Here is a 25,223-nt window from a genome sequence, read left to right as displayed (position 1 = left end):
GGCGACGATCATCTACTCGACACACACCAGATAGCGGCCTCTCGATTTTCCCTCACGCATTTGTGTGAGCACTTCAGGGACTTGCTCAAGAGATATCTTTTGGCTTAAGTTACACAGTGAGTTAGGTTTAAGATCAGTGGCCAGATGCAACCAGAGCTTGCGTTTATAGTCGTTGGCCTGCTCAGCTGAATCTACCCCCAGTAACGCCACGCCACGTAAAATAAACGGGTACACCGTAGCGGCAAAGCTGGGCCCTGCGGCTAAACCGCACGCAGCCACAGCACCTTCGCGCTCGGTCGCTTTGATAATGTTAAACAGCGCATCCCCACCCAGGGTGTCGATAGCGCAATGCCACTGAGGCGTAAGAAGCGCTTTTTTATTCGCCTCAAGCCACTCGGCAGAGCTAATGATTTCTTGTGCGCCTAGCTCGCGTAATCCATCCGCAGCCTCTGTTTTACCGCTCATGGCCACAACCTGATAACCAAGCTTGGCCGCCATCGCCACCGCCAGAGAGCCGACGCCACCAGAGGCGCCACTGACGAGCAAGCGAGTGTCACTAATAGCGCGGTGTTGAACACGGGCAAGTTTATCGAGGCACATAGCCGCTGTGAGCCCCGCCGTACCAAAAATCATAGCCTCGTCAAGCTCTAACTGAGGTGGGCACGGGCACACCCACTGTAGCGGCACTCGGCAATATTGAGCGAGGCCACCGTGCGTGTTCATACCAAAATCGTAGCCACTAATCAGCACACGATCACACGGCCGATACTGCCCTGTCGAGTCAGAGACAACCTCGCCGGCGGCATCAATGCCCGGAGTATGGGGAAAGTTTCGGCTAACGCCGGGGTTTCCCACTGCAGCCAAGGCATCTTTATAATTTAGGTCGCTGTAGCGGATACGAACCAGAATATCGCCTTGCGGCAGAGTAGCGGCCGACACACTCTCGACGGCCACACGAAATTGATCATCGCCGTCACGATGAATACGAAGTGCGCGATATTCTTGCATAACTCAGTCCCCTAACCCATTGCATGTAGCCATCTAAAACATTCAAGCTAGCACCTCGTACCGTGCCAGGGCAACTGAAGCGCTTAGGCTAAAACCATCGCTTGGGTTGCACGCGAGCAAGCACCCGATTAAATAATCGGTCTACTGAGGCCTCAGCCGCAAAGCCAAGGCGTTCGGCCAAGGATTTTTTGTGGGTGAACTCAACGGCAAAAATATCACTGCTCTCATGTTGATCCCACAAATAGCCGTCACTGGTTTGAATATGATCGATAAGCTGCATCTCGACCGCTTTGGTGCCGTACCAGATTTCACCGGTGGCCACTTTATCGACATCAACACCGGGGCGATGTTCACTGACAAACGCTTTAAACAGAACGTGAGTTTGCTCCAGGTCATCGGTAAACTTCTCACGGCCTTTTTCGGTGTTTTCGCCAAACATGGTAACCGTGCGCTTATACTCGCCGGCGGTAAACATCTCGTAGTCTATATCGTTCTTTTTAAGCAGCCGATGAAAGTTTGGCAGCTGCGCTACAACCCCGATAGAGCCTAATACCGCAAAGGGAGCCGCGACGATCTTATCCGCCACGCAGGCCATCATATAACCGCCACTGGCGGCGACTTTATCGACACACACGGTCAGCGGAATGTTGCGCTCGGTGATACGAGTTAACTGGCTCGCCGCTAAGCCGTAGCTGTGGACCATTCCGCCACCACTTTCTAGCTTCACCACCACCTCGTCTTGCTCAGTCGCCACACCCAATATGGCGGTAATCTCTTCGCGCAAGCTTCCGTTCGCTGAGGCTTTTATATCGCCATCAAAATCCAAAACAAACAAGCGTTTGCGTACGCTAGGTACGTCTTGTTCCGTTGCAGATTTATCTGTGGCGCTTTTGCTCTCTTGTTTCTTTTGCTTTTTTAATAGCTTTTCTTTTTTCTTTTTGAGTTTTTGCTCGAGCTTAATCGCGGCTGAATCGAGCACCTCGGCTTTGATGATATCGCTGTATTCATCATAGGTATCGTTCAGCTTAGTAACCTCGATATGCCCTTTGTCAGAGCCTCGCTGCTGCTTGCTGCTCACAATGAGCGCTAAAATAATGGCAAAAGCCACCACAATGGTGGCGGCTTTCGCGAGAAACATTCCGTAATCGGCTAAAAATTCCAAAAATTTACTCCCCAGTGACTATTCCCGGTCGTTACCAACCGCGTTTGCTTTTCTTTGTTAGCGCCAGGCGCCCACGGCGTCTCGCGCAGAATCATTGAGAGGCCGGGTTACTAAGCCCGTGCCCGATAAACTCACCTCAAAAAGTGCACCATCGGCCATTGGCAAATAAGTCGCACTACCGTACACCGCGTCCACCAACGGCAAAGATTCCCGAGCTTCGCGCAACCAGCGCCACACATCGATACCATACTCACTTTCGTGAAACGAATAGACGGTGCGCTCGGCGGAGCGCTCTTGCTCCAGCGAGTAATAGCGCCCACTAAGACGATCGAGCCGATAGCCTGGCTTAACGCCCCAGTTAGCAACAATGCCTTTCCACTTAATAATTCGCGCGTCGAGCTGCCATTGATCTCCGGCAATTTGATAACGTTGTTCACGGCCATGTTCGTCAGCCACTACCACGTTGTAAAGCGCCTCTTTTACTTTCTCGAACCCCAGGGTTGCGACTCGCTGTTCTTGCTGTATTTGGCGATAACTAAAAATATCCCAGGCAACAAACGCAAACACCACAGCCAAACCGAGCAATGCCAGGCCAAACATGCCCCGTAACCACCCCAACACCCAAGAGTCTTTAAACAGTAATTTGGCAGCCGAGTAAGCAACCAGCAAGCAACACAAGCCGGCCACCACCGCAATTGCACTATAAACCATAACGTTAAATCCCCTGCTCTATGGCTAGCCTATTATTCACGCTCACCTGACTTGTGGGAGGCGGCCTCTCGCTCACTGATAAAACCGTCTATCAATTGTCGCGCGATGGTGCCGCGAGGCGGTATTTTAGGCAGCTGACGGTAATGGTACCAGTGCGCCTCAGTAATCTCTTCAAGCTGCGGCTCAATACTGCCCGCCTCATATTCGGCATAAAACCCCAACATTAATTGCGACGGAAACGGCCAGCTCTGACTGTCAGCATATCTAAGGTTTTTAATCTTAACGCCGACTTCTTCGTCCACTTCACGGACAACGGTTTGCTCGATGCGCTCGCCGGCCTCCACAAACCCGGCCAACGTCGTATAAGTGCCGGTACGTGATCTCTGGTGCAATGCCAGCAAGCAATAATCACCCCGGGTCACCAGAACGATAATGCAGGGGGTTTGCACCGGATAATAGTGGATTTGGCAACTGGAACAAACCCGCACCATCTCACCATGGGTTAAGCGTTCTGGCGCAGGCTCGGGCAGTGTGCTGCCACAGGCGGAACAAAACCGATGACGCCGCCACCAGTGCTCTATTTGCAGCGCCCTACCCGCCCAATACCACACATCCGGGGTGCTGCTGCCCATAAGATCACGTAAATTGAGCCAGTGCTCGGGCGCTAAAGGTAAAGGCTTTTCCGAGAGGCAAATCCAGTGGCGGTAATCATTATCGGTTTCGGGTAGGTCCATTCGAAAGCACGCATGGCTGCCTTGAGGGGCCTCAGTTGCAGGCTGCCCGTCTGGCAACCATAGCTGCCCATCGACCACGGGCCAATAATAATTCGTTTTATCAGCGTTTCTCACAAGACACCCTCACCCCATTACGAGGCAACAGGGTACCCAAGCGCCTGTAAACTTTCTTCGGCTATTTGCAGAACGCTGGTGTCGGCGCTTTTTTCCGATTTAATTGCGTCCAGGTAGTACTCGAGGCTAATCACAGCATCGGCAAACGTTTCCAGTAAGTGCTGCACCGCTGGCAGCTGCTCATTACCCAGTAGTGCCTCATTAACAAATTGCTCACAGGCGGCTACAACTTTAGCCGCGCGCCCTAGCGACAAAACTTGCATCCCGCCGCGTACAGTAGAGAGGGTTGAGGCAACGTTTTTAATATGGCCAATATCGTAATTGGATTCAGAGTAGCTATTTAACGCCCGCTTGATCATAGCGAGCCCCGACTCGGCCTCTTCGATCACCAGTGTCTCTGCTTCAAAGATCTGGCTGTTAGAGAGCACCTCCTCCCGCGACAGCGCGTTAAGCGCGGCCAGCTTTTCTTCCGATAAATTCATGCGGGCCAAACCACTAACGGTACTCTCGATGTACAACAGGGTGTCGGCCACACTCAACAAGTCATCCGGGCTCGCCTCAATAGAGCCGTCCTGCCAACCGGCAATTTTCTGAATCTCGGCGCGCAGCGAGCTGCTCGGCGCGACCAAGCCAACGACCGAGAGAATTTCGGCAATCTTTTTCAGGGTTTCGGGTAACTCCGGCGTTTCTTTGAGCATCTCAATACCGCCCTGAGCGGCGCGCTCTAAGATGTTTTTGCTCGAGCGCAGCTCCTCTTGCAGTACCGCCGTCATGGAGGTTACCGTAGTTGCGCTGGGGCCCTTGAGGTACTCCTGCTCACGCAATAACTCGACTTCATTGTAAGGTAGCCGGGCTACGTTAAAGGCTGCCAAAATTGCCTCGGCACGGGAGCTGTCACGATGGGCCAGCGCCACCAAATACACCAACTCTTTTAATAACGCAGGAGACGCCGAGCGATCCAGCGACACATCGCCCTCAAACTGAACCCGTTTAAATTCTCGATCGATCGCTCCCAGTAGCATTTTGCGCGATTTAGTAAGCTGTAAATTGCCTTCGGCGATGGCACCAATCATCTCTGCCCCCACCCACCACAGCTGCGCCATCGGCCTATCAGCGGTGACACTGTCGAGCCGCTCTAGCGAGCGGACCATCATACCCAATGATGGCTTAACCTGTTTGCCCTGCAATACGCTGAGCATAGCGACTTGATACATGTGTCGGATACGGCGCACAAACTGACGAAAATCCTCGGGGATAACGGCGGTTTGCTGCTCGGGACGCTGGCACTGCTCCAGATCTAACGCAAAGTAGTAGCTCATAGGTAGCAGAGGCTCTTTGCGGGCGGCGCGTAAATCGTTGATATGCGGGATCAGCAATACCGCCATGCTGCGACCGGTTTGGGTGCAATACTCTAAATAACGCGGCAAGATGAAAAACACCGAGGTAATGCGCTCGAGCTTCTCACGGGTGGCTGCACCGTCCCCCAGGGGGATATCGGTGATGTGTTCAACCAACTCACTGGCGAGAGTATCGACGCCGCGCAGCTGCAACAAACTTAAAGTGCCACGGATTTGCTTTATATCGTCGATACAATTTTGCAGCAATTCACCGTCGTTAGGATCCGCCGCGAAGCGCTCCAATCGGTTGGCGGCCGACTCTATGGTACTCACCAGTTCATTCTGTACCAGTTTTAAAGAGGATGGGTTAAAACGTTCCGCGGTGTCTGTAGTCACTGTTATTTTCCTGCCGGTATCGGGCCAAACTACACACTCCAGTGTAGCAAGCTCTTTTTGTGTGCAACCAATGCATTAATGTCGATATGTAGAATCTACATTAACTTATTATAAAACTCTAAGGCAATCCAATTAAGCCGCTAAGATTTGCCCTCAGATGCCAAAGGTGTCGCATTAATAATCCGCGCGAGTTGGCTAGCTGCCACTGTTCTCAGCCAACCAGAGGCACTGGCCACCACTGGCGCTATTAATAGCTTCAAGCTTTTCTTGGTGCCGCACCAGTTCATCGCCCTGTGCCGAGACCACTGGCAAAGGGCGACGACTGGCGTCAAGACGTTTAATTTCGGCCCCCGAGGCCTCATCGCCACCGTCACCGCCATCACCACCGCCAAGCATCAGCGCGGTTTGCCCACCCGTCATTAACAGGTAGACATCCGCAAGAATCTCGGCATCGAGCAAAGCGCCGTGCAGTTCGCGCTGGGAGTTATCGACGCCGTAGCGCTTACACAGTGCATCCAGGTTATTTTTCTGCCCTGGGTGTTTGCCGCGAGCCAAAATAAGGGTATCGACAATACTGTTCGTCAGGGCAACCGTATTGTGGCGCGAATCCATGCGGCGCAGCTCGGCATCGATAAAGCCCACATCAAACGGAGCGTTGTGAATGACAAGCTCCGCGCCGGCGATAAAGCTCATAAAATCATCGCGAATTTGAGCAAAAACCGGCTTATCGGCGAGCATCTCATTGGTTATGCCGTGCACCTCCATCGCCCCGGCATCGACTTCACGCTCGGGGTTGATGTATTGATGGTAGTGCTTGCCGGTGAGCTTGCGGTTGATCACCTCAACGCAACCGATCTCGATAATCCGGTGGCCCTGGCTGGTTTCAAGACCGGTGGTCTCGGTATCAAGCACAATCTGGCGTGTTACTGTATTGTCCGGTGTGGTCATAGTTACTCTGTAAAATATTTGGTTAAACGAGCTTAGCTCAACTCATCAATGCCGCGATTCGCTAACTGATCAGCGCGCTCGTTCTCGGCGTGGCCACTGTGGCCTTTAACCCAGCGCCAATCGATTTTGTGGCGGTTATTTTCGGCGTCTAACGCCTGCCATAAATCGACATTTTTAACGGGCTGTTTAGATGCCGTGCGCCAGCCCTTGCGTTTCCAACCGGCCATCCACTCGGTAATACCTTTTCTGACGTATTGCGAGTCCGTGGTTAAAACCACCTCACAGGGCTCCGTTAACGCTTTTAAACCCTCGATGGCAGCGGTCAGCTCCATGCGGTTATTAGTGGTATCACGCTCGCCACCGAACAGCTCTTTCTCTTGCCCCTGAAACCGTAATAATGCGCCCCAGCCACCCGGGCCGGGATTACCACGACAGGCTCCATCGGTAAAAATCTCTATATTTTTCAAAAATATACCACTACTTGTTAATGTTTTTTGTACGACTGGACCCGCGCCCAACTTTACTCGGAACCGAGGCCGCGCTAAAGCCTCTTAGCTCGACATTGTTCCAACGGGGTTTCAACGGCAACACGGCGGGTACGTCTTTGCGTACCGTGACAGCATAATAGTTGCCCCAAGGCGCACCAACGCGCCGCAGCCAGGACTCCAGGGGCCGCTGATTGTCTCGCGATCGGGGCCAAAACTGGCCGCGAGTAATATTCACAGGCACTAAATCGAGCAATTTACACCAGTCCTGCAACCGGCCCCAGCGTAACGCCTGGTGCCCGCCCTCGGGAGCGTGGCCAAACCAGCCGCGCAAAAGGCGCAGCAAGCCGCCAAGGCTCCAGGGGTTAAATCCCACAATAACAATATAGCCGCGGGCGATAGTGGCCTTAGCGACCTCCGCCAACAATTGGTGGGGGGTCTGGCTAAAGTCCAGCGCATGGTGTAACACAAATACATCGACGGACTCGGGGGCCAAGGGCAACCGACCAAAATCACAGCAACCCGCCTCTAGCCCGCCGGAGGTCGCGCAAGGGTTGAGTGCAAACGCATGAGCAATGCGGCTATTGTCAGTCAACTTAAGCCCGCGGGCGACACTCAACTGGCACAAATGATACCCGAACAAGCAAGCAAGTGCTTGATCGATATCGGCTTTTTCACAGGCCAGCAGCCCTTGCCCGGCCGGCGTGTTAAACCAGTCGGTCAGTGCTGGCACGGCTTCCGCCGCCGGGCGCACGTCGCGGCGGCGCTTAATCTTGGCTTTTAGTTGCTCGAGCACACACACCTCCACGGTATAACTCTGCCCGCCTATCCTGATAAAATACCAGTATTCGCCAGCGCAAAGAAGCCAACCGGAGTTAGACCATGCAGATTTACGGCTTACCAGCACTCGAGACGAATTATTTTTGGCTGTTGCAACCAGACTCAAGCCAGCCAGATGCCTATATTTTTGACCCAGGTGACGCCCAGCCCGTGCGACGGGCCCTGAAACAACACAGGCTTAGCCTCAAGGGCATCGTGCTAACGCATCACCATTGGGATCATACCGACGGTATCGATGCGCTACTCGAACACAGCCAGGTTCCCGTTTACGGCCCTCGCAGCGACCGAATCCCTCAGGTAACCCACCCGTTAGCCGATGGAGACGAAGTGCAACTGGGAGAGACCCGTTGGCAGGTACTGGCGACACCGGGCCACACCCTGGACCACGTGGTTTATTACCGGGCAGACGCCGAGCCCCACGGTGTGTTAATCGCCGGCGACACACTGTTTGCCGGGGGCTGTGGCCGGATGTTTGAAGGCACGCCAGATGTGTTCATTAACTCACTTACCGCGCTCGCACGGCTACCAGCGCAGACGACCGTATACTGCTCTCACGAGTACACGCTTGCCAATCTAAACTTTGCCCTTGCGGTAGAGCCCGACAACCAGGCACTAATCGAGCGAATAGCGACTGAACGCACAAAACGCGAACAACAACTGCCCACAATACCTAGCAATATGGCGCTAGAGCTTAGCACCAACCCATTTTTACGTTGCTCGGAACCGCAGGTAATATCGAGTGCCGCAGCCTATAGCGGACGCTCGTTAAGCTCAGCCGAAGACGTATTTGCCGTTTTAAGGCAGTGGAAAAATGACTTTCCCAGTAATTGACCGGTGCAGCGCAAACCCCTAGAATCGGCTGAATTTCGCGTGAATAATAGGCTAAAGCCAAGCGTGACCCGTTAACGCGCAACCACCTTAGGTGTAGTGCGCAACCACCAAAGTGACGCAATGACCGCAGTATCTCGTACGACCTTAATTTGTATATTTTCAGTCATATTAAACGGATGTAGTGGCATTTTCGCCGAAAAAGAAGATTTTCAGGAACCTATTGGCGCCGCTGAAAATACCCCCACCGATACCCAGCCTGTTGCGGTGAGTGCGCCCCCCATCGCCTCGCCCAAGCCCGCCCCAGCTGAGGTGACGTTAATCGAGCGAATGCGCGCGGGCTTCGCTATATCCGATCTGGATCACAAAAGGGTTGAGCAGTACGAACAGTGGTACGCCAAACACCCTGAGTACATCGACCGGGTGTTCGAGCGCGGCCAGCGCTATTTGTTTTACATCGTCCAGCGCCTGGAAGAAGAGGGTCTGCCGCTGGAGATCGCCCTTATGCCCGTTGTCGAGAGCGCTTTTGATCCTTTTGCCTACTCCCACGCGACCGCCGCCGGCATGTGGCAGTTTATGTCTGGCACCGCAGGTGATTACGGTATTAAAGAAAACTGGTGGTACGACGGCCGGCGCGATGTCATCGCCTCGACCAATGGCGCTATTAACTATCTAAAACGGCTACACACGCTGTTCGACGGCGACTGGCTGCTTGCACTTGCGGCCTACAACACGGGCCAGGGCCGCTTAATGCGCTCTATCAAAGCCAATGAGAGGGCCGGCAAGCCCACCGACTTTTGGTCACTTAAACTACCCCGCGAGACTCAGGCCTATGTGCCGCAGCTGCTGGCGCTTTCTCATGTAGTCGCCGAACCGGACAAATATAAAGTGACGCTGCCGGAAATCCCCAACGCCCCCTACTTTGTCGCCATCGATATAGGATCACAAATCGATCTGGCTCAGGCCGCCGAGCTGGCCGACATCACCATGGAAGAGCTCTATCTGCTTAACCCCGGTTTTAATCGCTGGGCGACAGACCCCGACGGACCTCACCGCTTGCTGATACCAGCCGGGCACGCCGAGACATTCAGTACAACACTGTCAGGCATCGATCCCTCCCAGCGCATCAGCTGGGATCGCTATAAAATTCGCTCGGGTGACAGCTTGAGCCGTATCGCCAAAAACCATAACACCAGTGTCGACGCACTAAAAAGTGCCAACCAATTAACGTCTTCGCGTATTCGTGCCGGCGATGTACTCCTAATCCCTAGCGCCAGTGCTGGTGCCGAACACTATAAGCTGAGCGCCAACCAACGGCGCTTGAGCACACAGGGCCGCTCTAGAGGGCGCAGTGAAGATAGCAAGATCAGCTACACGGTGCGCAAAGGGGACAGCTTTTGGCGTATCGCCAACAATCACCAGGTGAGTGTCAGCTCGCTGGCGCGCTGGAATGGCATGTCACCTCGGGACACTATTAAACCCGGGCAAAAACTCGTGGTGTGGAGTAAAAACGTACAAGACAACACCGGCGATAGCGATGCCGTTGTACGCAAACTGTCCTACAAGGTTAGGTCAGGTGACTCGCTGGCCAGAATCGCCAGCCGCTTTAACGTCAGCATCAGTGATATCGCCCGCTGGAACAAAGTATCCAGCCGCAGCTACATTCACCCAGGCCAACAACTCACGTTGTTTGTGGATGTCACAAAGGCTCGTTAGCCGCCGCTAACAACGCCTTGGAGTAGGCATGTTGAGGCCGCTGGAATAGTGCTTCAGCATGCCCCTGCTCCACCACTTCGCCATCTTTCATGATCATAATGCGGTGGCTCATAGACCGCACCACGCTTAAGTCATGACTGATAAACAAGTAAGATAAGCCGTAATCGCGCTGCAATCTTTGCAGCAAATCGACAATGTCTTTTTGCACTGAACGATCAAGCGCCGAGGTGGGCTCATCAAGCACCAACAAACGCGGCTTAAGAATAAGTGCCCGGGCTATCGCAATCCTCTGGCGCTGACCGCCCGAGAACTCATTTGGGTAACGGTGGCGCAATGCCGGGTCGAGCTGCACTTCATTCATTGCTTCAATTACCCGCCGCTCCACCGTCTGCTTATCCAGGTTTTCATGAACCAGCAGCCCCTCGGAAATAATTTGCATCACCGACATTCGGGGGCTCAAACTGGCAAACGGATCCTGAAAAATCATCTGTACATGACGGCGCAGCGGCTTCATCTGTTTCGCGCTTAGCTGCAGCAAGTTGTGCGGTGTAAACTCATTGGCGAGAGTAAATCGAACCTCTCCACTGCTCGGAATCAACTGAAGTATAGAGCGCCCCAATGTGGTTTTACCCGAGCCACTCTCGCCGACAATCCCTAACGTTTCTCCTTCGGCTAGACTAAAGCTTATATCATCGACGGCTTTCACATGAGTTTTAACTCGCCGAAAAAAACCAGAGCTTATGCCAAACCACGTGCGCAAATTATTAACACTGAGCAAGGGTTTAGCTTGTAGCAAAGGTGGTGGCGGTTCACCCGGCTCGGCCGCCAAAAGCGCTCGGGCATAATCGGTTTTGGGGTGGTCAAATACATCCGCAGTACCCCCCTGCTCTAAAATCTCGCCACGGCGCATAATCATCACCCGATCGGCAAGTTTGCGTACAATGCCGAGGTCGTGAGTGATAAACAGCACCGACATGCCCAGCTCACGCTGCAAACGTTTTAACAGCTTTAAGATTTGCGACTGAACAGTCACATCCAACGCGGTGGTTGGCTCATCGGCAATAAGTACGGCAGGCTCGTTAATAAGCGCCATCGCAATCATGACACGCTGTCGCTCGCCACCACTGAGCTCGTGGGGCAACGCATTCATACGGCTCTCGGCGTTGCGAATTTCAACGCGCTGCAACCACTCCAGCACTATCGGCCGGGCGGCATCGCGGCTCATGCCTTTGTGTAGATACAGGGATTCGGCCAGCTGCTTCTCTATACTTTGTAACGGGTTGAGGCTCGTCATCGGCTCCTGGAAGATCATCCCAATAGCCCCACCACGCACTCGCGATAAATGCCGCTCGTCGGCGCGAAGCAGATCTTCACCCGCAAACGATATGCTGCCCGAGTTGTAGTCGACAGCGCTGGGGTTCAACAAGCGTAGAATTGACTGTGCGGTCACAGACTTTCCCGAGCCGCTCTCACCGACCAGCGCTAATATTTCACCATCGCGCAGCTCAAAACTTACGTTTCGCACCGCAGGCTCAGCGGCCGAGCGAAACGTTAACGTAAGGTTCTCGACCCGTATCAAATTAGTAGGCAATGTTTGGCTCATAGATTCTCTAGCGCGTTCGATTGGGGTCGACGGCATCTCGCACCGCCTCTCCGACAAACACCAGCAGGGTTAATAACAATGACAGCACGATAAAGACCGACAACCCAATCCAGGGCGCATGTAAATTGTTCTTACCCTGACTGACCATCTCCCCCAAAGATGCAGAGCCCGGCGGCAGGCCGAACCCTAAAAAGTCTAATGCGGTTAAGCTGGTAACGCCGCCCACCAGCAAAAAGGGGATAAAGGTAATGGTGGCAACCATTGCGTTCGGTAAAAGGTGGCGCCACATAATCGCAGCATTGGATACGCCCATGGAGCGTGCGGCCAATACATACTCAAAGTTTCGCGCTCGCAAAAACTCGGCGCGCACCACGCCCACTAACGACATCCAGCCAAAAATCAATAGAATACCGAGCAATATCCAAAAACTTGGCGGCACCATACTGGCAATAATGATTAGCACAAACAGCGTCGGAACACTCGACCAAACCTCGAGAAAACGCTGTCCAATTAAATCCACTTTACCGCCATAAAAGCCTTGGGCAGCCCCCACAGCGATACCGACCACAGAGGTCGCCAACGTTAAAACCAAACCAAACAGAACAGAGATTCGAAAGCCATAAATCAAGCGGGCCAATATGTCACGCCCAAGATCATCCGTACCCAACCAGTTTTCGGAACTTGGCGGACTGGGTGCTGGCGTGGGTAAATTGTAATTGATCGCGCGATAATCAAAACGAATGGGCGGCCACAACATCCAACCGTCCGCGTTAATCAAATCGGCAATATACTCATCGCGATAATCGGCGGCCACATCAAAATCACCACCAAAATCGAGCTCAGAGTACTCTTTAACAATGGGAAAATACCACTCGCCATTTTTTACCACAACAATCGGGACACTGTTTGCCACGAGCTCGGCAAACAAGCTCAATCCAAACAGCGCCAAAAAGATCCACAAGCTGTAAAAACCGCGTCGGTTATTTTTAAATCGCTGCCAGCGTTCTTGGTTAATGGGGCTTAAGCTCATACAAGACTCACCTAACGCGACTCGAAATCGATGCGCGGGTCTACCCAGGTATACGCCAAATCACTGACAATACCAATGAGCAACCCCAACAAACTAAAAATATACAAAGTGCCAAACATCACGGGATAATCGCGTTGCAGGGTCGATTCAAACCCGAGCAAACCAAGCCCCTCAAGTGAAAAAATCACTTCAATCAAAAGTGAGCCGGTAAAAAACATACTGATAAAGGTCGCCGGGAACCCGGCAATAATAATCAGCATGGCATTACGAAACACGTGCTTGTACAAGATGCGCTGCTCACCAGCGCCTTTGGCCCGAGCGGTAATCACATACTGCTTATTGATTTCATCCAGAAAGGAGTTTTTAGTCAACATCGTTAGGGTGGCAAAGCCACCCACCACCAGCGCCAATATTGGCAAGGTTAAATGCCAAAAATAATCGGCTATCTTTTCGTACCACGACAACTCTGAGAAATCACTTGATACTAATCCGCGCAACGGAAACCAATCCAGATAGGAGCCGCCGGCAAAAATAATGATCAACAAAATGGCAAACAAAAAGCCAGGAATAGCGTTACCAATAACCACCACCCAGCTGGTCCACACATCAAAGGGCTGATGATGCTTAATCGCCTTGCGGATACCCAATGGTATCGACACAAAGTAGATAATTAACGTACTCCACAGCCCCAAAGAGATGGACACGGGCAGCCGCTCGACGATCAAACCCAATACAGTATTGGCTTTAAATAAACTATCCCCGAAGTCGAAAGTGAGGTAATCACCCAGCATGGTAAAATAACGCTCGAGCAATGGTTTATCAAAGCCAAACTGCTTTTCAATTTCAGCCACAACTTCGGGGTCAAGCCCGCGAGAACTGCGCGACCCTTCACTCTGCTGAGCCAACCCGCCGGAGTCCGAATCGCCCTGACTGCCCGTAATACGCTCAAGGCTCGCTCCGCCCATGCCCAGCATGTTAGCGATAGCCTGATCTACGGGGCCACCGGGGGCGGCTTGAATTATGAAAAAATTAAGCGTGATAATCGCCAGCAGTGTTGGTATAACCAAAAACAACCGGCGTACAACATAGGCACCCAAATCTAACGACCTCTAGTGAACGCGTTAATTAGGCTTCTTGCCTAACGACTTTGCCTTATCGGCGTCGTACCACCAGCTATCCAGGCCAACGGCGTACTTAGGCCTAACATCCGGCCGCGAAAACTTATTCCAGTAGGCAATTCGGAAGCTTTTGGAGTGCCACTGCGGAATGACGTAAAAATTCCACAAAGCCACTCGGTCGAAGGCGTGCCCTAACGCCAATAGACGTTCGTCATCACCCTGAGCCTGAACAATTTGCTCAAGTAATTCATCGATCACGGGGTTGCTAACACCCGCCTGATTGTAGGTTGAATCAATAAAGTCTGAGTGCCAGGCAAACTTCATATTGGCCGACGGATATGGTACTGCACGATAGCCCTGAGGGGTCATATCAAAATCCCGTGAGCGCAACCGATTAAGGTACTGCGTAGAGTCCACCATGCGGATAGTTACGTCAATGCCCACGCGCTCTAGATTGCGTTTAAACGGTAAAACCACTCGTTCCATCGTTGGTGAGTACAGCAGCATTTCAAAGGTAAAAGGTTCGCCAGAGCGGCTATTAACTAATTTTTTATTTTTAAGCTTCCAACCAGCTTCCTTTAATAGCCGTAAGGCTTGGCGCATCTCACTGCGGATATTGCCATCGCCATTGGTTGTATTAGGGCGCCATACCTCGCCGAACACCTCAGCCGGTAATTGATCTTTAAAAGGCGATAAAATTTCGAGTTCTAACCCTTCGGGCTTGCCTTGGGCTTTGTATGGAGTGTTTTCAAAGTAGCTAGTATTGCGGGAATAGGACGAGTAAAACAAGTTTTTGTTCAGCCATTCAAAATCCAGCAAGTAGTTTAATGCCTGACGCACCCGGCGATCTTTAAACAACTCTTTATTTGTATTGAAGACAAATGCTTGCATGGGCTGTGGTATTTCGTGCTGCAACTCCTCCTTTACAAGATCGCCACTTTTAACCGCTGGCACGTCGTAGCTTTCAGCCCATTGTTTGGCAATATTTTCTCGTCTAAAGTCATATTCACCCGCCTTCAACGCTTCCAGCGCGACGGTATCATCTCGATAATAGTCATATCGTATGCGCTTGAAATTTAACAAGCCCTTTCGCGAAGGCAAATTACGAGCCCAATAGTCTTCAATGACTTCATAAGCTGTAAACTGCCCCATCTTATAATCGACGACTTTATAGGCACCACTGCCAAGAGGGGGCTCTGCCAGAGGTTCCGAAAGATCTCGCTCAGCCCAGTACTGCTGTGGCAATATAGTCAAACTGGCTAAGCTCGATACGTAGTCTCGGTTACTTTGATTAAAGGTAAAGGTTACTTTTAACGGGGATACCGCTGTTACACTTTCAACATCTTTGTAATAGCTTTTAAACTGAGAAACTCCCTGCTCTTTAAACTTGTTAAAGCTAAACACGACATCTTCAGCCGTGATTGCACTCCCGTCTTGAAAACGCGCATCTGGATTCACATTAAAAGACACCCAAGTATAATCTTCCGGGTACTCAATCGACTCGGCTATCAGTGGGTATACAACACCCAGCTCATCATCGCTGGCAACCATCAAGGTGTCGTAAAAAGCTTCACTGTTAACATCGGCATCGCCCCGGGGCGCATAGCGGTTAAAGCTATCGTATGTGCCGATGGTCGACAACACCAGCTCTCCCCCTTTGGGTGCATCGGGGTTTACATACTCGAAGTGCGTAAAATCAGCGCTGTATTTAGGCTCACCATGCTCGGCAAACGCGTGGGACGTAATCACTTTTACAGCGTCCGGCGATTCGGCGGCAAATACAGTGCTCGCCAATAAACTAAAAGTAAGCGAGACAAGCACGCTGACAGGGGATTTCATTCTCGCATCTCCGCTTTGATTAAAATTCAACCTGACCACAATATCACCACCTGATAAACAGCGATGTCGATATTTTATAGGTAACTGGCGCAAGCTCAGACAACAGATTGTGTACTTTGTTAGAGACCGCATTGGCGGCTAACCGAGGGCATATAACGGTTGAGTGTAGCGATGTGGTGGCTGGCTGACAATAGTAAGCACGCTTTGCAGACGGCGTTAAATCAACCGTAAAACACAGACAGTAAGCAAGGTAAATGCTACTATTAACTCAATGGTATCCCTGAGACCAGCTGTAAAACCTAGGCTATCGCGCCATTTAACGTGAAAGCCCTACGCAGCGCACCATAAAAAGACAAGACATGACGGCCAACCTCCTAACCGAAGACCAACGTGACTGCCTACAGGAAATAGCCAATGTCGCTATGGGGCAATCAGCTGACCACCTGGCGCGCTTACTGGGTGTGTTTGTCGTCCTTTCAATTCCAACCGTCAGCTTGCTAACTCCCAACGACATTGCCATGACACTGCAATCGTTGCAGCATGACGATGGCGACGACCAGGATCTGACTGGTGTCTGCCAAGGCTTTATTGGCGGCGGCATTGCCGGCGAGGCATTACTAATCTTTAACGGCACCGACTACCGAGACCTTGCCACATTACTGCGTTATGACGCTAGCGCTGGGGCCAACGCCCGCAGCGAGCTCCTAATGGACACCACTAACGTCCTAGGGGGCGCTTGCCTTCACGGCATCGCACGGCAACTGGATACGCACTTTAGCCTGGGACCACCAACCTTGCTGGGCGAGCACTTTGATATCACAGAGACCCTGCAAAATCGCGAGATCAATTGGCAAAATGCTCTGGTTATCGAAATCAACTACACCATTGAAGATCACAAGGTAAACTGCGATTTATTACTGGTCATCAGCGAGAACTGCATCGACGGATTACTGGAAAAGCTCAACTACCTGATTGACTAGACCCAAAACAGGCAAATTATGGCGGACACAACTGACGATTTGAGTCATTTTCTCAAGGATGTTCATTGGCTTCTCGATATATTGCAGAATATTGATGTGGGGCTGGTGGTGCTCGACGCCAAATTTCACGTTGCGCTCTGGAACCAGTTTATGCAAAACCACAGCGGCAAAGCTCCAGAGCATGTTTTAGGCTCTAGCCTGTTCTCGATATTCCCTGAGTTATCCGAAGACTGGTTTCGTCGCAAAGCAGAGCCCGTATTTGTGCTGCAAAGCGCTACGTTTACCACCTGGGAGCAACGCCCGCACCTGTTTCGCTTTCCTCACTACCGCCCTATTACCGGTAGCGCCGGCTATATGTACCAAAATACAACCATCATCCCCTTGCTGGACACTCACGGCGAGGTAGAGCATATCTGTCTGATCGTTTACGACGTTACCGACACGGCCATGAATAAGCTGGCACAAATCGACGCCAACCGCCGCCTGCAGGGGCTAAGCCGCATCGATCACTTAACGTCGCTGTACAACCGCGGTCACTGGGAGCACTGCCTGACTCAAGAATACAAACGCTACGATCGCTACCACATCCCCTGCAGCTTAGTGCTGTTTGATATTGACCACTTTAAGGTGGTTAACGACACCTACGGCCACACCGTGGGCGACGAGGTCATTCGGCGTGTCAGCGAGTGCTTACGGGAGCAGCTACGTGAAACCGATATCGCCGGGCGCTATGGCGGCGAGGAGTTTGGCGTGATTTTAACCAATACCGACGATGAGGGTGCACTGGAGTTTGCCGAGCGATTGCGACAATCAGTGGCCAATCAAGTGATCACAACTTCCACCACTGACGTTAAAATCACCATAAGCCTTGGTATTCAGCAGCTTAACGAGGCCATCAGTTCGACACAGCACTGGATAGAGGGGGCTGACAAAGCTTTATATTACTGTAAAGAGCACGGCCGAAATCGCTCTCACATCAACCACTAACCCCCTATATCCAATTTAAGCGCTCTCGCCCCCTCCATTAATAAAGAGCCTCCCACAAAAAAGCCGACCCTGAGGTCGGCTTTTTTATTGCCTTGGCGAGCGCCCTAGCGCTCAATATCAGCTGTATCTTCCAGGTATTGCTGATAGGAGGCAAAATCTGCGCTACCCAACAAATTAGCCAGACTTTCGACCAACGCCGGCTTCTCTACCTCAGGAAGGCTTTGCTCCGGCAAGTTTACGGCACTGAGCTCAAGCACGGTGTACTCACCGCTGGCGCCAAATCCATCAACGGTAGTGCTACCACTTGATGGTCGAGCCATACCAAAGGCAAACTCAACAACGGCACGCGGCTGCTCCATATTGCTGCGCTCGACGGCCTCTAACGAGGTAACCTCCAGACCTTCGGACTCCGCTAACTCGGTAAAGCTAGCTCCGGCCTCTAGGCGCTGCTGCAGAGCTTCGCCTTTTTCAGCGAGCTGTGCTGCGGCTTTCTGTTCGCGCAAAGTCATGGCAATTTCATCGCTTACGTCAGCCATTGGGCGAACAAAGCTTGGCTCGTGGGCAATCTTTTTAACAACCACTACACGATCGGGGGCGAGTTCAATAACCTCACTGGCATTACCATGGGTTAATACCTCTTCGCCAAATGACGCTTTTGCCACTGCGGGAAACGCGCTGATACCGCTTCCACCACTGCGTGCAAAAGGCTCGCTCTGAGCCACCGCAAGGTTCAGCTGCTGGGCAACGTTGGCGAGGCTCTCCGCATTGTAAGATAAGTCTTCAAGCTCACTCAGCAGCTCAATAAAGCGTGCCTCGGCCCCTGCACGCCTAGCCTGCTGAGCTAACTGATCGCGCTGCTCGGCAAAACTGGTAGGCTCGCCGCCGGTCTCATCCAGCAATTTGATGAAGTGCGTGCCCGAGTCGGTTTCAACCGGCGCCGAGACCTCCCCAACACTCAAGCTGGCCAGAGCATCTTCAAACTCTTCGGGAAACGCATCGCCCGACGAGATGCCCAAATCACCACCACTGTCTTTTGAACCCAAGTCGTCAGAGTACTCGGCAGCTAACTCAGAAAAATCAACACCACTGTCAATTTTGCCTTGCACTTGTGCAATCAGCTCGTCGCTTGGCTCCTCTAGCAGGATGTGAGCGGCGTGTCGCTCAACTGAAGGAGCAAAATCTTCGATGTTCTCCTCGTACTGCTGACGCAACCGCGCCTCATCAATTTGCTGCTCGTCAGCCAGCTGATCAACACTGAGATCGATATACTCGACCGTAACCATTTCTGGCACGGTAAAGCGCTCGCTGTTTTGTTGATAAAACTGTTCGATTTCCTCATCGCTAACCTCGACAGCCTCCATCAGTTTTTCAGCGCTTAACGTAGCAAAACTAAAGTCTCGCGTCTGAAAATTGAGATTAACAAGGTGCTCTAGCTCGGCGTCGGTGACAAAGTTGCTGTCCGACACGCCACTCGCCAACTGATTAACGGTAAGGTCGCGAGTTAATTCGCGCTTGTAAGACGCCGGGGTGTAAGCCAGCATACGCAGCGATTGCTGATAACGCGCCGGATCAAACTGACCTTCAAGATTCTGAAAGGCAGGAATTGACGTAATGACACCGTTAAGGCGGGCGTCAGAAACCGTCATGCCTGCATCTGCAGCTGCTTGGGTAAGCAAGGTACGGCGAATCAGGTTTTCAATCGCCGGCTCCCGCAGGTTTTCATTGCTGAGAAAGTCCTCTGGCACCGAGTCGCCAAAGCGACTGCGGAGCTGCTGCTTTTGCTGTTCGATAGCGCGGGAAACTTCAGTCTCAGTAATATCCTGACCGTTAATGGTCAACACCGTTTGCGCCGTATTATTAGACGAAAATAGCGCCTCGGCCCCAGACAGGGCAAAGATAATGACCAGCAGGCCAACTAAAATTCCGGCGACAACTCCCTTCGAGTTATCACGCATTGTTTGTAACATGTCCAGCTCCTGAACAGGGGGCAGTTTAAATATCTATACACAAAAAAGGCGCATCTGGGATGCGCCTTTTAAGCATTAATGCTTATTTTAAAACACTAACTTGGCTTCGATTAAACCAACAACTGAGCTTAATTAACAGCGTCTTTCAGAGCTTTACCGGCTTTAAAGCTAGGCACTTTAGCAGCGGCAATCTGAATTTCAGCACCAGTCTGTGGGTTACGACCAGTACGAGCGGCACGATCTTTTACAGAAAAAGTACCGAATCCTACCAGCACAACTTGGTCACCTTTTTTCAGTGAATCGGTAACGCCATCAACGACGGCATCCAATGCACGTCCTGCTGCAGCTTTAGAGATATCCGCAGATGCGGCAATGGATTCGATCAGCTCAGTTTTATTCACGTTAAACCCCTTTAATAAATTTCCAGAACTAGCGTTTATAGTTGTGCGGTGCTTTTTGATAATGGCACCAATGACTCTCGGCACTCAGTCTTGCACCACCATCTGCGTTGAATTGCGATTTATACCAAGTGGCTTCGGTTGGGTCAAGGCTGGTCTGCGACAATCGTTGTAACTATCGCAGATTTGCCTGCTATTTGAACAAAAGCGCCACCACAACCGTATGCTGACGCCCAGACGGAACACTGCAGGTTACTCAAAGTAACAGACAGATCACGGCCCCGAACGGCTTAGTGGGTGTTAATCCGACTGCCATTTTCAGACTGTTCAGCCTTTTGCTCCAACGCCCTATATTCTTCGTCAGTCAGAGGAGTCGGTGTATGCTGCAAGGCAACCTCCAACACTTCGTCGATCCATTTGACAGGCAAAATAGTTAGGTCAGCCTTAATATTATCCGGTATCTCTTTCAGGTCGCGTTCGTTATCGGCCGGAATAACCACCGTTTTAATACCTCCGCGGTGAGCCGCCAGCAGCTTTTCTTTAAGCCCGCCGATGCGCAGTACTTCACCGCGCAACGTAATCTCACCGGTCATGGCCACGTCAGCCTTAACCGGGATCGAGGTCAACACGGAAACAAGCGCTGTACACATCCCGACCCCAGCACTCGGACCGTCTTTGGGCGTTGCACCTTCGGGGACATGAATATGAATATCCATTTTCTCATGGTAATCAGGCGCCACACCAAGCACTTGCGCCCGAGACCGAACTACGGTTAACGCCGCCTGGATCGACTCCTGCATCACATCACCCAAAGAGCCTGTTTTAACCACCCGACCTTTACCTTTGACCGCCGTGGATTCGATGGTCAACAGCTCGCCCCCGACCTGCGTCCAGGCTAAGCCAGTCACCTGACCTATTTGGTCGTCATTTTCGGCGCGGCCAAAGTCGAACTTACGCACACCCAGTAAATCCTCCAGGCCATCCACCGAGATCGTATCGGCTTGCTTGCTGGCGGCACGCACATGACGGGTGACTACCTTACGGGCCAACTTAGCGATCTCCCGATCCAACCCACGTACCCCCGCCTCACGAGTGTAGTAGCGGATAATGTCACGAATCACGTCATCGTCGACGGACATTTCCCCATCTTTTAAGCCGTTAGCTTTAATTTGCTTTGGAATCAGGTATTTTTTAGCGATATTCAGCTTTTCGTCTTCGGTATAACCCGGTATACGAATGACCTCCATCCGGTCCAGCAGCGGCCCCGGTATGTTCATCGAGTTGGAAGTACAAACAAACATAACATCCGACAGGTCGTAATCGACCTCGAGATAATGGTCGTTAAAATGGTTGTTTTGTTCCGGATCCAGCACCTCTAGTAGCGCCGAAGCAGGATCGCCACGATTATCCATACCCATTTTGTCGATTTCATCGAGTAAAAACAGCGGGTTTTTTACGCCAGCTTTCGCCATTTTTTGCACCAACTTGCCGGGCAACGAGCCTATATAAGTACGGCGGTGGCCGCGAATTTCAGCCTCATCACGCACGCCGCCTAGCGCCATGCGGACAAATTTTCGGTTGGTCGCCCGGGCGATGGACTCACCCAACGAGGTTTTACCCACGCCCGGTGGGCCTACCAAACATAAAATTGGCCCTTTGATTTTTTTGACCCGCTTTTGCACCGCGAGGTATTCCAGAATACGCTCTTTAACTTCTTCCAGACCGTGATGATCTTTTTCGAGCACGGCCTCGGCGCGTGCCAGGTCGTGACGCACTTTGCTGCGCTTTTTCCAGGGCACTTTAATCATCCAGTCGATGTAAGCGCGCAATACCGAGGCTTCGGCAGACATAGGCGACATCATTTTAAGCTTGCCAAGCTCAGCACGGGTTTTCTCTTGTGCCTCCTCTGACATACCGCTATCGGCAATTTTTTGTTCGAGCTCGTCAACTTCGTTGACCTCCTCGCCCATATCACCCAGCTCTTTCTGAATCGCTTTCATCTGCTCGTTCAGGTAATACTCACGCTGGCTTTTTTCCATTTGTTTTTTGACACGGCCGCGAATTTTCTTCTCGACCTGCAACAAATCTATCTGGCCATCCATCAGCTGTATTAAGCGTTCGATCCGCTCGCGCACACCCGCCAACTCAAGCACCGCCTGTTTTTGCTCAAGCTCTAGTGCCATATGGGCCGCCACCGTATCGGCAAAACGACTCGGATTATCGATTCCGCTGAGAGAGCTCATCACCTCAGAGGACACCTTTCGCGACAAACTCACATACTGCTCAAAATGATCTCGCGCTGCCTTTATAAGCGCCTCAGAATCTTCAGTACTAAGCGGCTGCTCATCAAAAAGACTAACCGCCACCCGGTAGTGACCATCCTCTTCTTCAGCGTTATCGATAGATACGCGCTCGCCACCTTCTACCAGCACCTTGACGGTGCCGTCAGGCAATTTTAGCAATTGCAGGATCGTGGCAAGGGTACCCACTTCATATAAGTCAGAGGGCGTAGGGTCATCATTATCAGGGCTTTTTTGCGCAACCAACACGATTTGCTTGTCAGCTCGCATGGCACTCTCGAGTGCTTCGATTGACTTTTGCCTCCCTACAAATAAAGGGATCACCATATGCGGATAAACCACGACATCGCGCAGTGGCAACAAGGGTAAATCGGAGTGCTTGGATACTTGCTCATTCTGGTCCATAAAGACCCCCTAATGGTCTGAATACAACTGGCTTAATAAGCCTTACACCTTAAGATTGGGGTCGGGATGGTCGAATTGCAAGATGAAGAGGGATAAAAACGCAAACAGGGTACTAAAAGTACCCTGTTTGCGTAGTTTTACAGCAGTTTTGCCAATATTTAGTCTTCTTTTGCGACCTTGCTGGGCGCTGGTTCCTGATTCTCATACACCAATAAAGGCTCTGACTCTCCTTTAATGACGCTTTCGTCAACAACCACTTTCTTAACGTTTTCCTCTGATGGAATGCGATACATAGTATCCAGCAGCACCGACTCCATAATAGAGCGCAGACCACGGGCACCGGTTTTACGATCCATCGCCTTTTGGGCTACTGCCTCAAGCGCATCGCGACGGAAGTCCAGCTCGACATCTTCCATCTCAAACAGACGTTGATACTGTTTGGTTAAGGCGTTTTTAGGGGCCGCCAAAATCTCAACCAGCGCTTCACTGTCCAGCTCATCGAGAGTTGCAATAACCGGCAAGCGGCCGACAAACTCGGGGATAAGCCCGTAACGAACCAAATCTTCTGGCTCTAACTCGTGCAGAGTGTCGCCAAAGCTCTTGTCATCGTTCTTACTTTTGACTTCAGCGCCAAAACCGATACCGCCACGCTCCGAGCGATCCCGAATAACCTTATCGAGCCCGGCAAACGCACCGCCACAAATAAACAGGATATTGCCGGTATCAACTTGCAGAAACTCCTGCTGCGGGTGCTTACGCCCCCCCTGAGGAGGTACAGACGCCACCGTGCCTTCGATGAGCTTAAGAAGTGCTTGCTGCACGCCCTCACCGGAAACATCACGAGTAATAGACGGGTTGTCCGATTTGCGCGAGATTTTGTCGATTTCATCGATATAGACGATGCCTTGTTGGGCCTTTTCTACGTCGTAATCGCACTTTTGCAGCAGCTTCTGAATGATATTTTCAACATCTTCACCAACATAGCCCGCCTCGGTGAGCGTTGTTGCATCCGCGATGGTAAAGGGTACATTCAGCAGGCGAGCCAGCGTCTCGGCGAGCAGGGTTTTACCGCTACCGGTTGGGCCAACCAGCAAAATGTTACTTTTGCCCAGTTCGACAGAATCTTTGTCCTTCCCTTTAGCCCCACCTACGCGCAAGCGCTTGTAGTGGTTGTATACAGCGACTGCCAGTACTTTTTTAGCGCGCTGCTGACCAATAACATACTGATCCAAAATGCCGGATATCTCAGCAGGCTTGGGCAGCTTCTCTGATTGCCCTTCAGTCGCGGTTTCTTGGATTTCTTCGCGAATGATGTCATTACAAAGATCGACACACTCGTCACATATAAACACAGACGGGCCCGCAATCAACTTGCGAACCTCGTGCTGGCTTTTACCGCAAAACGAGCAATACAAAAGTTTGCCGTTTTTGTCGCCGCTATCACCGGTGTGATCGGTCATTAAACCACTCCCATTCTTAACCTATGGAGTAAAGATGCAGTCTTTACCCTAAATTTTCAAGCCCTCGGGGTCAAATCGACCCTGGGAGCTCCAGTATTCTAACGGGGCGAACTACGCCTCAACCCGCGACGACACCACTGAGTCAACAATGCCGTACTCTTTAGCCTCATCGGCCGACATAAACTTGTCGCGCTCGGTATCCAGCTCAATTTGATCCAATGTTTGGCCGGTGTGATTGGCCAAAATCTCATTCAGGCGCTTGCGGATCTTGAGGATCTCCTGGGCGTGAATATGGATATCGGACGCCTGACCCTGGGCCCCGCCACTTGGCTGGTGAATCATAACCCGCGAGTTGGGCAGACAGTGACGTTTACCCTCGGCACCAGAAGCCAATAAGAAGGCCCCCATCGAGCAGGCTTGCCCCATGCACATGGTGCTGACATCGGGTTTAATAAACTGCATGGTATCGTAGATGGACATACCCGCCGTAACAGAGCCACCGGGCGAGTTAATGTAAAGGTGAATATCTTTATCGGGGTTTTCAGCCTCAAGAAACAGCAGCTGAGCACAGACCAGATTGGCCATGTAATCTTCTACCTGACCGGTAAGAAAGATGACGCGCTCTTTCAATAGGCGCGAATAAATATCGTAAGAACGCTCTCCCCGGGCGGTTTGCTCGACAACCATTGGCACCAAGCCGCTGGCGGTGATCTCTTGCGAATTACGATCTGATTGCGGGTAGGACATTGCGCTTCATACCTTCTTCTGAAAATGTCACAAACGCGGCGCTAAGCCGCCATTAAACCGAGATAGTGGGAGCTTAACCTGTGACGGAGCTGTTTGCCAGCGCCGTAAGA

At 51.8% G+C, this 25,223-nt stretch carries 21 protein-coding genes; 4 read left to right on the top strand and 17 right to left on the bottom strand.

Translation table 11 applies throughout. From position 1 onward, the window contains the following. Positions 1-12: 12 nt before the first annotated feature. From SD69_RS10600 to SD69_RS10565, 8 genes are all read right to left on the bottom strand, one after another. Positions 13-1,008 carry a YhdH/YhfP family quinone oxidoreductase gene (locus SD69_RS10600; RefSeq protein WP_041523202.1) on the bottom strand — a complete coding sequence of 332 codons (996 nt, stop codon included), beginning with the start codon at positions 1,006-1,008 and terminating at the stop codon, positions 13-15. Between the two features lie 88 nt (positions 1,009-1,096). After that, positions 1,097-2,170: a protease SohB gene (gene sohB / locus SD69_RS10595; RefSeq protein ID WP_041523201.1), complete on the bottom strand. Its 1,074-nt coding sequence runs from the start codon at positions 2,168-2,170 to the stop codon at positions 1,097-1,099. Between the two features lie 57 nt (positions 2,171-2,227). After that, complete coding sequence (locus tag SD69_RS10590) at positions 2,228-2,881, bottom strand: hypothetical protein (RefSeq protein ID WP_041523200.1); 654 nt, start codon at positions 2,879-2,881, stop codon at positions 2,228-2,230. Between the two features lie 32 nt (positions 2,882-2,913). Then, the gene (gene nudC / locus SD69_RS10585) at positions 2,914-3,693 is read right to left on the bottom strand and encodes an NAD(+) diphosphatase (RefSeq protein WP_232301249.1); all 780 of its coding nucleotides are present in this window, start codon (positions 3,691-3,693) and stop codon (positions 2,914-2,916) included. Positions 3,694-3,746: 53 nt separating this feature from the next. Further along, positions 3,747-5,462 carry a hypothetical protein gene (locus SD69_RS10580; protein WP_041523199.1) on the bottom strand — a complete coding sequence of 572 codons (1,716 nt, stop codon included), beginning with the start codon at positions 5,460-5,462 and terminating at the stop codon, positions 3,747-3,749. Positions 5,463-5,657: 195 nt separating this feature from the next. After that, the gene (gene dnaQ, locus SD69_RS10575; RefSeq protein ID WP_041523198.1) at positions 5,658-6,410 is read right to left on the bottom strand and encodes a DNA polymerase III subunit epsilon; all 753 of its coding nucleotides are present in this window, start codon (positions 6,408-6,410) and stop codon (positions 5,658-5,660) included. A 32-nt stretch (positions 6,411-6,442) separates the two neighbouring features. Continuing rightward, entirely contained in the window at positions 6,443-6,877 is a 435-nt protein-coding gene (rnhA, locus tag SD69_RS10570; protein ID WP_041523197.1) for a ribonuclease HI, read from the bottom strand. Positions 6,878-6,887: 10 nt separating this feature from the next. After that, the gene (locus SD69_RS10565) at positions 6,888-7,691 is read right to left on the bottom strand and encodes a methyltransferase domain-containing protein (RefSeq protein ID WP_052481066.1); all 804 of its coding nucleotides are present in this window, start codon (positions 7,689-7,691) and stop codon (positions 6,888-6,890) included. An 86-nt stretch (positions 7,692-7,777) separates the two neighbouring features. On the opposite strand from SD69_RS10565, the gene gloB reads away from it, so the two are divergent. Next, positions 7,778-8,566 (top strand): hydroxyacylglutathione hydrolase, encoded by a 789-nt coding sequence (gene gloB, locus SD69_RS10560; RefSeq protein WP_041523196.1) that lies wholly within the window; start codon positions 7,778-7,780, stop codon positions 8,564-8,566. 120 nt (positions 8,567-8,686) lie between these two features. After that, the gene (locus SD69_RS10555; RefSeq protein WP_052481065.1) at positions 8,687-10,279 is read left to right on the top strand and encodes a lytic transglycosylase; all 1,593 of its coding nucleotides are present in this window, start codon (positions 8,687-8,689) and stop codon (positions 10,277-10,279) included. Here SD69_RS10555 and SD69_RS10550 read toward each other — a convergent pair. From SD69_RS10550 to SD69_RS10535, 4 genes are read right to left on the bottom strand one after another with little or no spacing between them, the layout of a single operon-like run. Then, positions 10,263-11,882 (bottom strand): ABC transporter ATP-binding protein, encoded by a 1,620-nt coding sequence (locus SD69_RS10550; RefSeq protein ID WP_041523195.1) that lies wholly within the window; start codon positions 11,880-11,882, stop codon positions 10,263-10,265. The two genes, SD69_RS10555 and SD69_RS10550, sit on opposite strands and share 17 nt — an antisense overlap. A gap of 7 nt (positions 11,883-11,889) precedes the next feature. After that, positions 11,890-12,912, bottom strand: coding sequence for an ABC transporter permease (locus SD69_RS10545; protein ID WP_041523194.1), 1,023 nt, complete (start codon positions 12,910-12,912; stop codon positions 11,890-11,892). A gap of 11 nt (positions 12,913-12,923) precedes the next feature. Next, positions 12,924-14,009: a microcin C ABC transporter permease YejB gene (locus SD69_RS10540; RefSeq protein WP_041523193.1), complete on the bottom strand. Its 1,086-nt coding sequence runs from the start codon at positions 14,007-14,009 to the stop codon at positions 12,924-12,926. A gap of 24 nt (positions 14,010-14,033) precedes the next feature. After that, positions 14,034-15,869 carry an extracellular solute-binding protein gene (locus SD69_RS10535; RefSeq protein WP_041523192.1) on the bottom strand — a complete coding sequence of 612 codons (1,836 nt, stop codon included), beginning with the start codon at positions 15,867-15,869 and terminating at the stop codon, positions 14,034-14,036. A gap of 359 nt (positions 15,870-16,228) precedes the next feature. Between SD69_RS10535 and SD69_RS10530 the strand changes: the two genes are divergently transcribed. Both SD69_RS10530 and SD69_RS10525 read left to right on the top strand, forming a co-directional pair. Continuing rightward, positions 16,229-16,849, top strand: a complete 621-nt coding sequence (locus SD69_RS10530; RefSeq protein ID WP_052481063.1) for a hypothetical protein — start codon at positions 16,229-16,231, stop codon at positions 16,847-16,849. An 18-nt stretch (positions 16,850-16,867) separates the two neighbouring features. Then, positions 16,868-17,836 (top strand): sensor domain-containing diguanylate cyclase, encoded by a 969-nt coding sequence (locus tag SD69_RS10525; RefSeq protein ID WP_041523191.1) that lies wholly within the window; start codon positions 16,868-16,870, stop codon positions 17,834-17,836. Between the two features lie 104 nt (positions 17,837-17,940). Here SD69_RS10525 and SD69_RS10520 read toward each other — a convergent pair whose 3' ends face one another. The 5 genes from SD69_RS10520 to clpP all read right to left on the bottom strand — a co-directional run bounded on the left by SD69_RS10520 (position 17,941) and on the right by clpP (position 25,113). Further along, positions 17,941-19,803, bottom strand: coding sequence for a SurA N-terminal domain-containing protein (locus tag SD69_RS10520; protein WP_041523190.1), 1,863 nt, complete (start codon positions 19,801-19,803; stop codon positions 17,941-17,943). A gap of 128 nt (positions 19,804-19,931) precedes the next feature. Continuing rightward, on the bottom strand, positions 19,932-20,204 hold the full coding sequence (gene hupB, locus SD69_RS10515; protein ID WP_041523189.1) for a nucleoid-associated protein HU-beta: 273 nt from the start codon (positions 20,202-20,204) through the stop codon (positions 19,932-19,934). A 287-nt stretch (positions 20,205-20,491) separates the two neighbouring features. Beyond that, entirely contained in the window at positions 20,492-22,906 is a 2,415-nt protein-coding gene (gene lon, locus SD69_RS10510; RefSeq protein WP_041523188.1) for an endopeptidase La, read from the bottom strand. A 158-nt stretch (positions 22,907-23,064) separates the two neighbouring features. Beyond that, complete coding sequence (clpX, locus tag SD69_RS10505) at positions 23,065-24,366, bottom strand: ATP-dependent Clp protease ATP-binding subunit ClpX (RefSeq protein WP_041523187.1); 1,302 nt, start codon at positions 24,364-24,366, stop codon at positions 23,065-23,067. A gap of 111 nt (positions 24,367-24,477) precedes the next feature. Next, positions 24,478-25,113, bottom strand: coding sequence for an ATP-dependent Clp endopeptidase proteolytic subunit ClpP (gene clpP, locus SD69_RS10500; RefSeq protein WP_041523186.1), 636 nt, complete (start codon positions 25,111-25,113; stop codon positions 24,478-24,480). Between the last annotated feature and the right edge of the window lie 110 nt (positions 25,114-25,223).

The organism is Gilvimarinus agarilyticus (assembly GCF_000832015.1).
GTDB lineage: Bacteria > Pseudomonadota > Gammaproteobacteria > Pseudomonadales > Cellvibrionaceae > Gilvimarinus > Gilvimarinus agarilyticus.
Note: the sequence above shows the minus strand (reverse complement) of the source record. Positions and strands in the feature narration are given on the sequence as shown.

What these genes read in the sequence shown, in the direction of transcription:
- dnaQ (WP_041523198.1), bottom strand. Translation starts at nt 6,410, where the DNA reads ATGACCACACCGGACAATACAGTAACACGCCAGATTGTGCTTGATACC.
- SD69_RS10550 (WP_041523195.1), bottom strand. Translation starts at nt 11,882, where the DNA reads ATGAGCCAAACATTGCCTACTAATTTGATACGGGTCGAGAACCTTACG.
- SD69_RS10555 (WP_052481065.1), top strand. Translation starts at nt 8,687, where the DNA reads ATGACCGCAGTATCTCGTACGACCTTAATTTGTATATTTTCAGTCATA.
- SD69_RS10535 (WP_041523192.1), bottom strand. Translation starts at nt 15,869, where the DNA reads ATGAAATCCCCTGTCAGCGTGCTTGTCTCGCTTACTTTTAGTTTATTG.
- clpX (WP_041523187.1), bottom strand. Translation starts at nt 24,366, where the DNA reads ATGACCGATCACACCGGTGATAGCGGCGACAAAAACGGCAAACTTTTG.
- SD69_RS10600 (WP_041523202.1), bottom strand. Translation starts at nt 1,008, where the DNA reads ATGCAAGAATATCGCGCACTTCGTATTCATCGTGACGGCGATGATCAA.
- gloB (WP_041523196.1), top strand. Translation starts at nt 7,778, where the DNA reads ATGCAGATTTACGGCTTACCAGCACTCGAGACGAATTATTTTTGGCTG.
- SD69_RS10530 (WP_052481063.1), top strand. Translation starts at nt 16,229, where the DNA reads ATGACGGCCAACCTCCTAACCGAAGACCAACGTGACTGCCTACAGGAA.
- clpP (WP_041523186.1), bottom strand. Translation starts at nt 25,113, where the DNA reads ATGTCCTACCCGCAATCAGATCGTAATTCGCAAGAGATCACCGCCAGC.
- SD69_RS10520 (WP_041523190.1), bottom strand. Translation starts at nt 19,803, where the DNA reads ATGTTACAAACAATGCGTGATAACTCGAAGGGAGTTGTCGCCGGAATT.
- SD69_RS10545 (WP_041523194.1), bottom strand. Translation starts at nt 12,912, where the DNA reads ATGAGCTTAAGCCCCATTAACCAAGAACGCTGGCAGCGATTTAAAAAT.
- lon (WP_041523188.1), bottom strand. Translation starts at nt 22,906, where the DNA reads ATGGACCAGAATGAGCAAGTATCCAAGCACTCCGATTTACCCTTGTTG.
- SD69_RS10525 (WP_041523191.1), top strand. Translation starts at nt 16,868, where the DNA reads ATGGCGGACACAACTGACGATTTGAGTCATTTTCTCAAGGATGTTCAT.
- SD69_RS10590 (WP_041523200.1), bottom strand. Translation starts at nt 2,881, where the DNA reads ATGGTTTATAGTGCAATTGCGGTGGTGGCCGGCTTGTGTTGCTTGCTG.